The organism is Nocardia sp. CDC160, assembly GCF_035818795.1.
Taxonomy (GTDB): domain Bacteria; phylum Actinomycetota; class Actinomycetes; order Mycobacteriales; family Mycobacteriaceae; genus Nocardia.
Genome location: NZ_JAYKYT010000001.1, coordinates 137770 through 150283, shown reverse-complemented (window position 1 = coordinate 150283; position 12514 = coordinate 137770). Strand labels below are relative to the sequence as shown.

Sequence of the window (12514 nt, the reverse complement as noted above, 5' to 3'; positions counted from 1 at the left end):
AGGGTGGAGGGCGTGACGGTGCACTCGGCGGTGGACGTGATTCGGGCCAAGCGCGACGGTGGCGAGCTCACTGACGCCCAGATCGATTGGGTGGTCGACGCGTTCACGCGCGGGGAAGTGGCCGACGAGCAAATGGCCGCGCTGGCCATGGCCGTGGTCTGGCGCGGCATGACCCGGCGCGAGACCGCCCGCTGGACCCAAGCCATGATCGATTCCGGGAAACGCCTGGACTTCACCGATCTCGGTCGGCCCACCGTGGACAAACACTCCACCGGCGGCGTCGGGGACAAGATCACGCTGCCGCTCTCACCGCTGGTCGCCGCCTGCGGTGCCGCGGTGCCGCAGCTGTCCGGGCGCGGATTGGGCCACACCGGCGGCACTCTCGACAAGCTCGAGGCCATACCCGGCTGGCAGGCCGACATTCCGGTGGACCGCATGCGGGAGCTCCTGGCGGATCCGGCGATCGGGGCCGTGGTGTGCGCGGCCGGGGCCGACCTCGCACCCGCCGACAAGCGGCTCTACGCGCTGCGTGATGTGACCGGGACCGTCGAATCCATCCCCCTGATCGCCAGCTCCATCATGAGCAAGAAGATCGCCGAGGGCACCGGGGCGCTGGTGCTGGACGTGAAGGTCGGGCGCGGTGCCTTCCTGAAGCAGCTGGACCAGGCGCGCGAGTTGGCCACGGCCATGGTCGAACTCGGCACGGACGCCGGGGTGAAGACCGTGGCGCTGCTCACCGCCATGGATACCCCGCTCGGCCACACCGCCGGAAACGCCCTGGAGGTCTGCGAATCCCTGGACGTGCTGGCGGGCGGCGGCCCCGCCGATGTCGTCGACCTCACCCTGGCGCTGGCGCGGGAGATGCTGGCGCAGGCCGGAATCACCGATGTCGATCCGGCCGACGCGCTGGCGGACGGTCGGGCCATGGATCACTGGCGGGCCATCGTGCGCGCCCAGGGCGGTGACCCGGACGCGCCACTGCCGCAGGCGCGTCACACCGAGACCCTGCGTGCTCCGGCCTCGGGCACGCTCACCCGCCTCGACGCCCTGGACATCGGGCTCGCCGCCTGGCGGCTGGGTGCGGGCCGGGCCCGGCAGGGCGATCCGGTGCAGGCCGGGGCGGGCATCGAAATGCACGCCAAGCCAAGCGATTCCGTCACCGCGGGCCAGCCGCTGCTGACCCTGCACACCGATACGCCCGAGGCGTTCCCGGTGGCCTTCGAGCTCCTGCGCGACGCCTTCACCATCTCCGACACCGAGACCGTGATACCGCAGCCGTTGATCTTGGGCCGAATTACCGCCTGACCGGAGCCGTCGAACCGGCCTAGCCTGGGATCGTGAAGACTGGAAACACTTTCCGAGCCCGGGCCGCGGCGGTCGCCGCCCTGGGTGTTTTCGGCATTGTCATGCCGTTGGGCGCTGTGGTGCCACCGGGCTGGTCGTCGACCGCCGTCGCGCAGGCGGAGCCGGGTGCGAACCTGGCGCCCGATCCGTCCGGGTCGAACTCGTTGTCGCGCGGGGATCTATCCGAGCCCAGCGCCGAGCCGAAGGCCAAGCCCGATCCCATCTACAGCAGCTGCGAGCAGGTGTGGGATCTGGGCAAGGGGCCTATCTACGAAGGGCAGCCGGGATATTCGACCTTCCTCGACCCGGATCACAATGGCGTGGCTTGCGAACGATAGGCGCGTGGCCTGCGAACGCTAGGGCGTGGCCCGCGACCGATGGCCGCCGAGGTGAAGGAAACCTACCGGTCAGCAACGTGAGGGCAACGACATGCCGAACTGTCGGGTGACTCACATCAACAGCCCTGCCGCAGAACGGGAATGCGGCTAACGTGGCTTCATGACTGGACCGACGCCTCTTACTCTCGCTTCGATCCGCCAGGCTCCGAAGGCGGTCCTGCACGATCACCTGGACGGCGGGCTGCGACCCGCGACGGTGCTGGAGCTCGCCCGGGAATGCGGTTACGACCAGCTACCGGCAGGCGATGCCGAAGCACTGGGCACCTGGTTCCGCGACGCGGCCGACAGCGGATCCCTGGAACGCTATCTGGAAACCTTCGCCCACACCGTCGCCGTCATGCAGACCCCCGAGGGACTGCGCCGGGTGGCCCGCGAATGCGCCGAGGACCTCGCCGCCGACGGCGTCGTCTACGCCGAGGTGCGCTTCGCCCCCGAACAGCATCTCGAGAACGGGCTCACCCTCGACGAGGTGGTCGAGCACACCATCGCCGGATTCCGGGAGGGCGAGGCCGCCGCGGCCGCCGCCGGAAACCCCATCCGGATGGTCTGCCTGCTGACGGCCATGCGGCACGCGGCCCGCTCCCGCGAGATCGCCGAACTCACCGTGCGCTGGCGCGACCGCGGGGTCGGCGGCTTCGACATCGCGGGCGCAGAGGCGGGCTACCCGCCGTCGCGACACCTGGACGCCTTCGACTACATGCGAGCCAACCTGGCGCACTTCACGATTCACGCGGGCGAGGCCTTCGGGCTGCCGTCCATCCACGAGGCCGTCGCCTTCTGCGGCTGCGAACGCCTCGGCCACGGCGTGCGCATCACCGACGACATCACCGACTCCGCCGACGGACCCAAGCTCGGGGTGGTCGCGAACTACGTGCGGGACATGCGAATTCCGCTCGAGCTGTGTCCGTCCTCGAACGTGCAGACCGGTGCGGTGCCCTCGCTCGACAAGCACCCCTTCGACGTGCTGGCCCGGCTGCGCTTCCGCGTCACCGTGAACACCGACAACCGGTTGATGAGCGACACCACCATGAGCAAGGAGATGCTCAAGCTCTCCGAGACCTTCGGGTACGGCTGGAGCGATCTGGAGCGCTTCACCATCAATGCCATGAAGTCCGCGTTCATCCCGTTCCCGGAACGGCTGCGCCTGATCGACGAGGTGATCAAGCCGGGCTACGCGGTGCTGCTGGGATAGGTTGCCCCGGAAAACAATTCGGGCCGCACCGGGTAGGTGCGGCCCGAATCGGGTTTCGGGTCAGGCTTTTTGGAGCCGAGCCTCGAAGGCCGCCTCGAGCGCCTTCCAGGCTTCCGCCTCGGCCTCGAACGGCGGGTTCGGGGCCAGACGGGTCGGATCCGGGTTGAGCAGGTAGGAGACGTACCAGCCCAGGGGAGTGGAGACCGCGAGCGCGGCCTCGACCGACTCGTCCTCGGCGTAATCGGCCGCGTCGGTGAACAATTCGACCGCCAGATCGAGCTGATCGGTGTCGACCGCCTTGGGACCGGCGGCCAGATCCTCGGCCAGGCCGGGCAGGACGTAGATGTTCTCCTCGTCCACCTCGACATCCAGCGAGCCGTCCACGGCGGCGGTCTGCACCTCGCCGTAGGTGCTCACCCGGGCCAGATCGTGGTCGTGGTCGTCGGCCAGGTAGCGGGCCAGCGCGCGCTCGGAACCGAAGACCGTGATCGTGCCGTCCTTGCCCAGGAAGATGGGCTCGTCGTCGACGTAGCAGCGCAGCGTGAAGAAGGTGCCCTCGGAGGTCACGATCTGCACCGGGTCGATGCCGACCTCGTGCCAGAACGAGAGCTCCTCGTCGTCTTCGTCGTCCTCGTCCAGATCGACGGGCTCGATCTCGTCGTCATCGCTCTCGGCCGCGTCCTCGGCGTCGACGATGTTCTCCTGCGCCGCAAGCAGTTCCGCCTCCGCGACCGAGACCGCGTCGGCGTCCACCTCCGGAATCGTCACCACCGAGTCGATGGAGTCGAGCACCGCTTCCCAGTCCTTGGCGATGGCCGCGCCGATCTGGTCCCACAGCTCCTCGCCCTCGCGCCCCTCGAAGGCGCTCACGCCGCCGGGCAGCGCGCCGAGCACCGGATGCGAGCCGAAGAACTTGGTGACGGTGTCGAGTTCGCACACGTCGCCCAGATTGCGGACCATCTCGAGGGTCTCCTCGAGCTCGGAGACGACCTCCGGATCCGGGTCGTCGGCCGCGAGCTCGGGCACGCCGACCAGATCGAAGGAGTACTGGTCCTCCGGTTCCAGTTCGGCCGCCGACAATCCGGCAATGATCTTCCAGGCCGGATGATCCACCAGATCGTTGTCGGAGTTGGTGCGAATGAACGCCGCCAGCTCCGCGACGGACTCGAAACCGTAGAGGTCTTCCTCGTGTCCGAGGAATGCCTGCCACTCATCGTCACCGTCTCGCCAGCGGGGTGCCCAGAGGGTGACAAGATCGCCTTTGGTCAGGCCGAGCGCGATCGGGACGATGTCTCCAGAAGCCATGACGGGAAGCCTATCCAGTCGTTGCGTCAGGCACTATCCGGGCTGCCCCCAACATGGCCCGAAATGTCTCCGCGCGCACCGATCGAGTCGTCTCCGCTGGCGCGGATGGAGTCGTCTCCGCTGGGGCGGATCGAGTCGTCTCCGCTGGGGCGGATGGAGTCATTGAGTCGGGCGATGATCCGGGAGCGTTGCGCGGTCGCCTCCAGGGCCGCCTGCTGACAGGCCCACAGAATCAACCGCGACACTTCCGAGGGGGAGCGGGTGGTCACCGATTCGGCCAGCCATAGCCCGGTCAGCGCGCCGTCGGCGTCCACCTCCGCGGTGACCGACCGATCCTCCGCCGTGAACCGCGCCCGCACCTGCGCCAAGCCGTGCAGGGTCGCCTCCAGTGTCTCCAACTGCTGGTTCACGCGGTCGAGCAGAGCGTCCATCTCCGCACTCATCGTGAGCTCCTTCCGGCCCGCGCTCGGGGTACCCATGCGGCGGTGTCCCAACCGTTCACGATCGCCGCGTCCAACTGGTCTGTCCGGTGTCGGCGTCGTCCAGCCGATCCAGTTCGTCCACCGCGGCCTGCCGGGTGGGCAGGCCCAGCCGGTCCAGCATGGTGTCCGGCACGCCCGCCTCGGCCAGTTGCTCGCGCCGCCGGGACCGGGCCACGATGGCCGAACGCTTGGTCAGGCGCAGGATCTCGTCCGCGAGAGCCTGTGCGCCGTAGCGGTATTCGCCGCGCTCGAACTGGATCTCCACCGGTATGCCCTGATCGGTGGCGCGCACGGTGATGGTGCCGGATCGATTGGCGCTCGCCGCGGTGGTCACCGTCGGCACCTCCGGCCGCTCTGGTCGGGTCCCCTCTGGCCACTCTGCTCGGGTCATCGTGTCTCCTCTCGAAGATCCGGTGTGCTCACGCGGTCGGCCGATAGAAGCCGAGGAACCGCATCCCGCTGTTCTGTGTGCGTATCGGTCCGACCTGGACGGGATCACCCGCCTCCACCAACTCGCCATTGCCGATCACCATGGCGACGTGCCCGTCCCACACCGCCAGATCGCCGGGCATCAAGTCCCCTGGACCGACCCGCTGGTGGCCGTACCCCTGCTCCTGCGCCAGCCGCGGCAGCGAGACACCGGCCTGCGCATACGCCCACTGTGTCAGACCGCTGCAGTCCATCCCCACCCCGGGCGCCTCCCCGCCCCACACATACGGCGTCCCCACCTGGCTCAACGCATTCCGAACCGCATCCGCCGCCCGCTGATTCGGGGCCTCGACGGTGCTCCCGTCCGGCAGCGTCAGCCGCACCCCACCGTCCTGCGGTCTGGTGACGGTCGAATCATGGTCGCGGTCAGGCGTCTTCGGAGTCGTCACCGATGCGGGCGTGGTGCGCAACCCGCCCGGTGACAATCCGGTTCCGAGCAGTGCGGCCCCATTCGCGAGCGTGCCCCCGGCAGCCGCGATGGTCGTGCCGACCTGGCGCACGCCCTCCTCGGTTGGGGTGCTCACCGCGGCGGGAACAACCGCCGCACCGGACTCGACCGGCACGCCCGATTCGACCGACGCGGGCCGCACCTGCGCGGGAGCGGGCGTGCGCGAGACCAATTCGTTCATCGCGGCCGTCTCCCCGTCCAACTCGGCCCGCACCCGCTCCACCACCCGCACCGCCCGTCCGATGTGATCGATGGCCGACTCGACAAGTGCGGCAACCCCACCGGCGGACACCCCGGCCGTCCCGAGCGCGTCCACCTCGGCGGTGAACGACCGCAGAATCTCGACCAACTCCTCCCGCCCCGCCACCACCTCCCCCTCCACCCGCTCCACGATCTCCGCCATCTCCCGCCCGCGTTCGGAAGCCATTGCGGCCGTGGTCTGTCCACGCAGCGCGGCATCCATGGCCGCATCCCCAGCCCGCCCCCGCCACGAGTCGTACATCCGATCCACACTCGCCCGACTCGCCGCATGAATCTCGTCGACCCCCGCCGAGGCCTCCCGCAGCGTGCCGGAAGCGGCCCCCGCTCCGCCGGACCCGAAGCTCGCCAGCAGTTCGATGATCGGCTCAGCCAGCGCGGAAACCGCGAGGTCCCCGCTCATTGCCGCACCCCCGCCCGAATACCCGTGCCGCGCGGCCTGTTCCGGTCCGAGGCCGCGCATGCACGCCTCCGCGAGCGCGCGTTCACGCCGATTCCGGTCGGTGCCGCGCTCATCGGTCGGCCTCGCCGCGAGTTCCGGTGCGCGGCAACGCCGTTCTCACACGCTTCGGGTCGTCACCCTCATCCCGGCGCGCTTCCGGCCGCGATCCGTGTCGGCAGCCCCGCAGCGGGGTATGGCGGAGCCCGGCCGAGAGCAAGCCGGAATGGCGAGATCGGCGGGCGCGGTCGGTGGTCATGCGCTCAGCTCCGGGGCGGTCGCGAGCAGCGCGGTGGCGTAGGACCTGTCGTGCGTGACGAAGGTCGAAGCTGCGTTGCCCGTTGCGGCGCTCAGGCTTGCGAAAACGGCCGACAAGTCGGCGAGCGTGGCGAGGTGGGTGGCGTGGGCGGACGCGTAGGCGGTGAGGAAGTCCGCGGCGATGAGGCCGAGGGCGGGGGCGAGTAGGTCGGGGGTGGCGGTGGCGGCTCGGGTGGTGATGGCGGCTACATCCGCGGCGAGGGTGGTCGTGGTGGCCGCATAAGTGGCGAGGCCCTCGGGGTGGATGGTGAGGCGGTGCATGAAATGCCCCCTTCATGCCGGTCGCGGGGTGGTTTCGGGTTGTACGGGGTTGGACGTGCGGGGGCGGGGGATGGTTCCGGGGGAGGAAGAATTCCGGCGGGCGGGGATCTTGGACGTCCGTGCTGACTTATGGTTTTCGTATGCGCACTCTCGTCGTGGACCATCCGCTCGCTGCCGCTTTGCTGACCACCATGCGAGATGCCCGCACCACCAATCCGACATTCCGGGCGGCGCTGCGCGACCTGACCGGGATCCTGGTCTATGAGGCCATGCGGGACGCCCCGGTCGAGCGTTTCCCCATCGCCACGCCGGTCGCCGCGGCCGAGGGCACCCGCCTGAATGCCCCGCCGTTGCTGGTTCCGGTCCTGCGCGCCGGGCTGGGCATGGTGGAGACCGCCGAGAACCTGATTCCGGACGCCCGGATCGGCTTCGTCGGCGTGGCCCGCGACGAGGAGACCCACCAGCCCACCCCGTACATGGAATCGCTGCCCGACGACCTGTCCAGCACCCCGGTCATCGTGCTCGACCCCATGCTCGCCACCGGCGGCTCCATGGTCTACACCCTGGACCTGCTGGCCACCCGCAAGGCCCGCGACATCACCGTGCTGTGTGTGGTCGCCGCCCCGGAAGGCATTGCCGCGCTGGAGAAGTCCGGCCATGCCGTGCGCCTGGTCACCGCCTCGGTGGACCGCGGCCTCAACTCCGACGCCTACATCGTCCCCGGTCTCGGCGACGCGGGCGACCGCCAATTCGGTCCCCGCTGAACGGCTTTCAGAGCTGCTCGCGGACCATAGAGCGCTGCTCGCGGACGATTCAGAGCTTCTCGCAGAACTCCCGGATCTCGGCGAGCCGTCGCGACGCGGCGGCCTTCGCCGCCGGGAGCGCGTCCCGATCGGCGACCGGCACGAAAGTCTCCACGTAGCACTTGAGTTTCGGCTCGGTACCGGACGGCCGGATCACCAACCGGAGCGTCGATCCTTCGAAAACCAGTGCGTCCGTCCGCATGTGGCCACGTAGCTGCGCCATGTCGGTGCAGTTCACCGCTTCTCCGGCGATCTCGGTCGGCGGCAGTTCGCGCAGCCGCGCCACCACCGCCTCCGCCTCGCTCACGTCCGGGAAGCGCAGGGAAATCTGGTCTCCGGCGTGCAGACCGAACTCGACGGCGTAATCGTCGAGCACATCGAGAACGGTCCGGCCCTGAGCCTTCAACTGTGCCACCAGATCCGCCGCCGCGACGGCCGCGGAGATCCCGTCCTTGTCGCGCACCGCGGCCGGATCCACGCAGTGTCCGATGGCTTCCTCGTAGGCGTAGACCAGCCCCTCGCCCGCGCGCGCCAGCCATTTGAACCCGGTGAGCGTCTCGGCGTACCGCGCCCCGCGCGCCGGGGCCAGCTTGCTCAGAAGCCGAGACGACACGATGGTGGTGGCAACCAGTGAGTCCGGCGCCGCCGTTCGCAGCACGAAATCGCCCAGCAGCACCCCGGTTTCATCGCCCCGCAGCATGCGCCACCCGTCCGGGCCGCGCACCCCGATGGCACACCGATCCGCGTCCGGGTCGAGCGCGATGGCGAGATCGGAGTCGAGCCGCTCGGCCAAGTCCAGCACCAGATCCGAGGCCCCGGGCTCCTCGGGATTCGGAAAAGCCACGGTCGGAAAATCGGGATCGGGCGCGAATTGCTCCGTGACCACGAGTACTTCGTCGAATCCCGCACCCCGCAGCGCGGCCACGGCCAATTCCCCGCCCACACCGTGCATCGCGGTCAGCGCGATCCGAATGGGCGCGCGCCGACCGTCGCCTCCGATCAGGCTCGGCAACCGGATGACGCGCTCCAGGTAGTCCGCAACGACGGCCTCGCCTCGCTCGATATCGAGGTTTTCCAACGGTTTTCGCGGAATCGGCGTCGTGACCGCGTCGATGCACCGCTCGATCTCGGTGTCGGCGGGCGGGACGAGTTGCGAGCCGCCGTCGAGGTACAGCTTGTAGCCGTTGTCGGTGGCCGGATTGTGGGAGGCCGTGATCTGCACGCCCGCAACGGCTTTCAGCTCGCGCACAGCGAAGGCCAGCACCGGCGTCGGTAGTGAGCGGGGCAGTTCCAGGACCGAGAAGCCCGCCGCCGCGAAGACTTCCGCGGTGGCGAGCGCGAATTCCGCCGAGCCGTGGCGGGCGTCGCGACCGACGATCACCAGGCCGCCGCCCAGGCAGCGGTCGCGCAGCCAGGCGGCGACGCCCGCCGAGGCGCGGGCGACGGTGTCCACATTCATGCCGTCCGGGCCGTCGCGGAGGGGACCGCGGAGCCCGGCGGTGCCGAAGCGCAGCACGGCCGCGCGCCTAGAGGCGTTCCAGCACGCCGCGCAGCAGTTTGCCCAATCTCGGTGCGGCGGCGTGGCCTTCGGCCAGGACCTCGGCGTGCGAGAGGTGCGCGCCGGTGACCCCGGCGGCCAGGTTGGTGACCAGGGAGATGCCCAGCACCTTCGCGCCGCCCTCGCGGCAGGCGATGGCCTCGAGCACGGTGGACATGCCGACCAGGTCCGCGCCCATGGTGCGCAGCATGCGGATCTCGGCGGGGGTCTCGTATTGCGGACCGGTCAGGCCCGCGTACACGCCCTCGGTGAGGCTCGGGTCGATTTCCTTTGCCAGCGCCCGCAATTCGGGATCCCAGGCGTCCACCAGGTCCACGAAGTTCGCACCCTCGAGGGGTGTGCGCCCGGTCAGATTGAGGTGATCGCTGATCAGCACCGGCTCGCCGACGGAGAGGTCTTCGCGAATCCCGCCCGCCGCATTGGTGAGCAGCACGGTCCGCGCGCCCGCGGCTAGCGCGGTGCGCACATTGTGGACGACCTGACTCGGCGCGTGGCCCTCGTAGAGGTGCTGGCGGCCCATGAGCAGCAGCACCGGCGCGTCACCCACGGTGACGGAGTGAATGGTGCCCTGATGTCCCTGTGCCGTCGGCGATTCGAAGCCCGGCACCTCGGCCATGGGGATGGAGGTGGCCGGTTCGCCGATTTCGGCGGCGGCCTCCTGCCAGCCCGATCCCAGCACGACGGCGACCCGGTGCTGTTGCACTCCCGTACGTTCGGCGATCGCCTCGGCGGCTAGTTCGGAAACCCCGCCCGTGGTTTTCTCGGCCAGCATGTCGCCCACCCTAGTCCTCAGCGATCACGCGCGCCTGGGCACGCTCACGACCTGCCGATTTCATGCGCTTTGTCCTGCTTTCTCGTGTCCCACCGGTTACCCCTACCCATGAGTAGGTATCGCTTCGGGCCCCCGCTACGCTGCACGCATGCCGTATTTGAAGCGTGATGGGGACGTGTTCGTGCTGAACCTCGGGACCGAGGGACAGGACATCGACAGCGAGAACCGTTTCCACCCGGACTGGATCACCGAGGTCCACGCGCTGCTCGACGAGGTCGAGGCGTCCGAGGGCCCGGCGGCGCTGGTGGTCACCGCCAACGGCAAGTTCTTCTCCAATGGCCTCGACACCGATTGGCTGTTCGGCAATTTCGACAAGAACTGCTGGTACCTCGACCGCGTGCACTCGCTCTACAGCCGCCTGCTGGCCTTCGGCCTGCCCACCGTCGCCGCGGTGAACGGCCACGCCTTCGGGGCCGGGGCCATGCTCGCCACCTCCTGCGACTTCCGGATCATGCGCGCCGACCGCGGCTTCTGGTGCCTGCCCGAGGTGCACCTGGGCATGCCGTTCACCGTCGCAATGAACGCGCTGCTGACCAATCGCCTGGCCAATCAGGTCGCCGTGGAGGCCATGACCACCGGCCGCCGCTACGCCGCCGATGACGCCATCGCCGCGGGCATCGTGGACGGCAAGGCGGATGCCGACGCGTTGCTCGCCACCGCCATCGCCCGCGCCGACCAGCTCAAGGGCAACCGCAAGCCCAACCTCCCGGTCATCAAGCGCGCCCTGCACCAGAACGCCCTCGCCGGTCTGGCCGTAGCGACCACCCCGGAGAACCTGGCCTTCAACCCCTAGCTCGATGGCTGCGTCCTCGCGCCCGGTGGTCTCGGGGACGCAGCCTCGCAGGGTTGGGGCTGGGGTTCCCCCGAACCCGAATCGCTGACATTTTTCCTTTGGGGTTTCAGGGGCTGCCCCTGAGAAATCCCCTCGTCTTCGGCGAGATGGCGATCTGCCGAAAGATTTCCGGCGGACCTACTGCGACAGACCGGCACGGTAGTGCGAGACTGTTGGAATGCAACCGTCGCGCAATGGCGATGAACGCACTCTTCGCAAACCGATCGGTCGGCATGAGGTGGACTCTGCCGTGCCGCCGAATGCTGCCCCGGCACCGGCGGATCCGACCCTCATTGCCGAAGTCGACGCGGCCATCGCATCCCATCGCGACCGATTGATCGCGCTCTCCCACGACATTCACGCCGAGCCCGAGCTGGCGTTCGAGGAATTCCGCAGTGTCGCAAAGACAATCGAGCCATTGCGGGAACGCGGCTTTCGGATCGAAACGGGCGTAGCGGATCTTCCGACCGCATTCACCGCCGAATACGGCAGTGGAGACCTAATAGTCGGTATTTGCGCGGAATACGACGCGCTGCCGGAAATCGGCCATGCCTGCGGCCACAACATCATCGCCGCCTCCAGCGTCGGCGCGGCCCTGGGCCTGGCCGCGGTCGCCGATGCCTGCGACATCACCGTGAAGGTGCTGGGCACGCCCGCCGAGGAGTCCGGCGGCGGCAAGGTGCTCATGCTCGACCGCGGCGTCTTCGACGATCTCGCCATGGCCATGATGGTGCATCCGGGCCCGGAGGATATCGCCGGAGCGCATTCCCTGGCGCTCGCGGATTTGTCCGTGGTTTTCCACGGTCGGGAAGCGCATGCCAGCGCCGCGCCGCATTATGGGCGAAATGCCCTGGATGCCGTCACCGTCGCTCAAGTTGCTTTGGGTTTGCTACGGCAACATTTGCTGCCCGGACAGCAACTCCACGGTATAGTCGGCTCGGGCGGCGTAGCCCCCAATATCGTGCCCGGACACGCGGAACTGCTGTATTACCTACGTGCGGTCGACTCCGCGGCCCTCGACGATCTGATGCAACGAGCATCGGCATGTTTCGAGGCAGGTGCCCTGGCGACCGGATGCACACATGAAATCCGGAAGCTCGCGCCGACATATACCGAGCTCACTCCCGACGGCGCACTACTGTGTGCCTATCGCGAGCAGATCCGAGACCTCGGACGCGAGCCCATCGCCCCGGAATTCGAGGCGGCACGGCCGCTGGGCAGCACCGATATGGGCAATGTCACCAATGTCATCGCGGGCATTCACCCGGTCATCGGCATCGATGCCGGGGGCGCGGTGACCCACCAACCCGCGTTCGCGGCCGCCGCCGTGAACGCCTCGGCGGACCGCGCGGTCTTGGACGGGGCAACGGCGTTGGCTCGCACCGCGATACAAATGGCGGGCGACAAAGTGCACAGGGACAGGTTGTCGGAACGAGTCATGCAACGGCAGTTTCAGCGACAGGAGGACATTCGGTGAGCACAACCGGCCGGTCCGCGGCGCGTATCAACGGACCAGTGGCGGCGGGCTGCGTGACGACGCAGCCGACCACGAGCG

General features: G+C 68.8%; 13 protein-coding genes. 6 read left to right on the top strand and 7 right to left on the bottom strand.

Annotated elements, in window-relative coordinates; all coding sequences use genetic code 11:
- Positions 1-12 precede the first annotated feature (12 nt).
- The 3 genes from VMT40_RS00740 to VMT40_RS00730 all read left to right on the top strand — a co-directional run bounded on the left by VMT40_RS00740 (position 13) and on the right by VMT40_RS00730 (position 2934).
- On the top strand, positions 13-1305 hold the full coding sequence (locus VMT40_RS00740) for a thymidine phosphorylase (RefSeq protein ID WP_442789880.1): 1293 nt from the start codon (positions 13-15) through the stop codon (positions 1303-1305).
- Between the two features lie 32 nt (positions 1306-1337).
- Entirely contained in the window at positions 1338-1682 is a 345-nt protein-coding gene (locus VMT40_RS00735) for an excalibur calcium-binding domain-containing protein (protein WP_326356052.1), read from the top strand.
- A 160-nt stretch (positions 1683-1842) separates the two neighbouring features.
- A complete protein-coding gene (locus VMT40_RS00730) occupies positions 1843-2934 on the top strand; it encodes an adenosine deaminase (RefSeq protein WP_326356051.1) in 1092 nt (363 codons plus the stop codon).
- A 60-nt stretch (positions 2935-2994) separates the two neighbouring features.
- Here VMT40_RS00730 and VMT40_RS00725 read toward each other — a convergent pair whose 3' ends face one another.
- The 5 genes from VMT40_RS00725 to VMT40_RS00705 form a co-directional block, all read right to left on the bottom strand.
- Positions 2995-4239, bottom strand: coding sequence for a primosomal protein (locus VMT40_RS00725; protein ID WP_326356050.1), 1245 nt, complete (start codon positions 4237-4239; stop codon positions 2995-2997).
- Positions 4240-4265: 26 nt separating this feature from the next.
- Positions 4266-4682, bottom strand: a complete 417-nt coding sequence (locus tag VMT40_RS00720) for a YbaB/EbfC family nucleoid-associated protein (protein ID WP_326356049.1) — start codon at positions 4680-4682, stop codon at positions 4266-4268.
- 55 nt (positions 4683-4737) lie between these two features.
- A complete protein-coding gene (locus VMT40_RS00715; RefSeq protein ID WP_442789879.1) occupies positions 4738-5112 on the bottom strand; it encodes a hypothetical protein in 375 nt (124 codons plus the stop codon).
- 28 nt (positions 5113-5140) lie between these two features.
- Complete coding sequence (locus VMT40_RS00710; protein ID WP_326356047.1) at positions 5141-6379, bottom strand: C40 family peptidase; 1239 nt, start codon at positions 6377-6379, stop codon at positions 5141-5143.
- A 231-nt stretch (positions 6380-6610) separates the two neighbouring features.
- Positions 6611-6934 (bottom strand): type VII secretion target, encoded by a 324-nt coding sequence (locus VMT40_RS00705; RefSeq protein ID WP_326356046.1) that lies wholly within the window; start codon positions 6932-6934, stop codon positions 6611-6613.
- A 140-nt stretch (positions 6935-7074) separates the two neighbouring features.
- Between VMT40_RS00705 and upp the strand changes: the two genes are divergently transcribed.
- A complete protein-coding gene (gene upp, locus VMT40_RS00700; protein WP_326309332.1) occupies positions 7075-7698 on the top strand; it encodes a uracil phosphoribosyltransferase in 624 nt (207 codons plus the stop codon).
- 49 nt (positions 7699-7747) lie between these two features.
- Here the strand turns inward: upp and VMT40_RS00695 are convergent, their stop codons facing one another.
- The gene (locus tag VMT40_RS00695) at positions 7748-9253 is read right to left on the bottom strand and encodes a phospho-sugar mutase (RefSeq protein ID WP_326356045.1); all 1506 of its coding nucleotides are present in this window, start codon (positions 9251-9253) and stop codon (positions 7748-7750) included.
- Positions 9254-9263: 10 nt separating this feature from the next.
- Positions 9264-10067, bottom strand: a complete 804-nt coding sequence (locus VMT40_RS00690; RefSeq protein ID WP_326356044.1) for a purine-nucleoside phosphorylase — start codon at positions 10065-10067, stop codon at positions 9264-9266.
- A gap of 148 nt (positions 10068-10215) precedes the next feature.
- On the opposite strand from VMT40_RS00690, the gene VMT40_RS00685 reads away from it, so the two are divergent.
- Positions 10216-10920: an enoyl-CoA hydratase/isomerase family protein gene (locus tag VMT40_RS00685; RefSeq protein ID WP_326356043.1), complete on the top strand. Its 705-nt coding sequence runs from the start codon at positions 10216-10218 to the stop codon at positions 10918-10920.
- A gap of 289 nt (positions 10921-11209) precedes the next feature.
- Positions 11210-12436 carry a M20 family metallopeptidase gene (locus VMT40_RS00680; RefSeq protein ID WP_326356042.1) on the top strand — a complete coding sequence of 409 codons (1227 nt, stop codon included), beginning with the start codon at positions 11210-11212 and terminating at the stop codon, positions 12434-12436.
- The last annotated feature ends 78 nt before the right edge of the window (positions 12437-12514 follow it).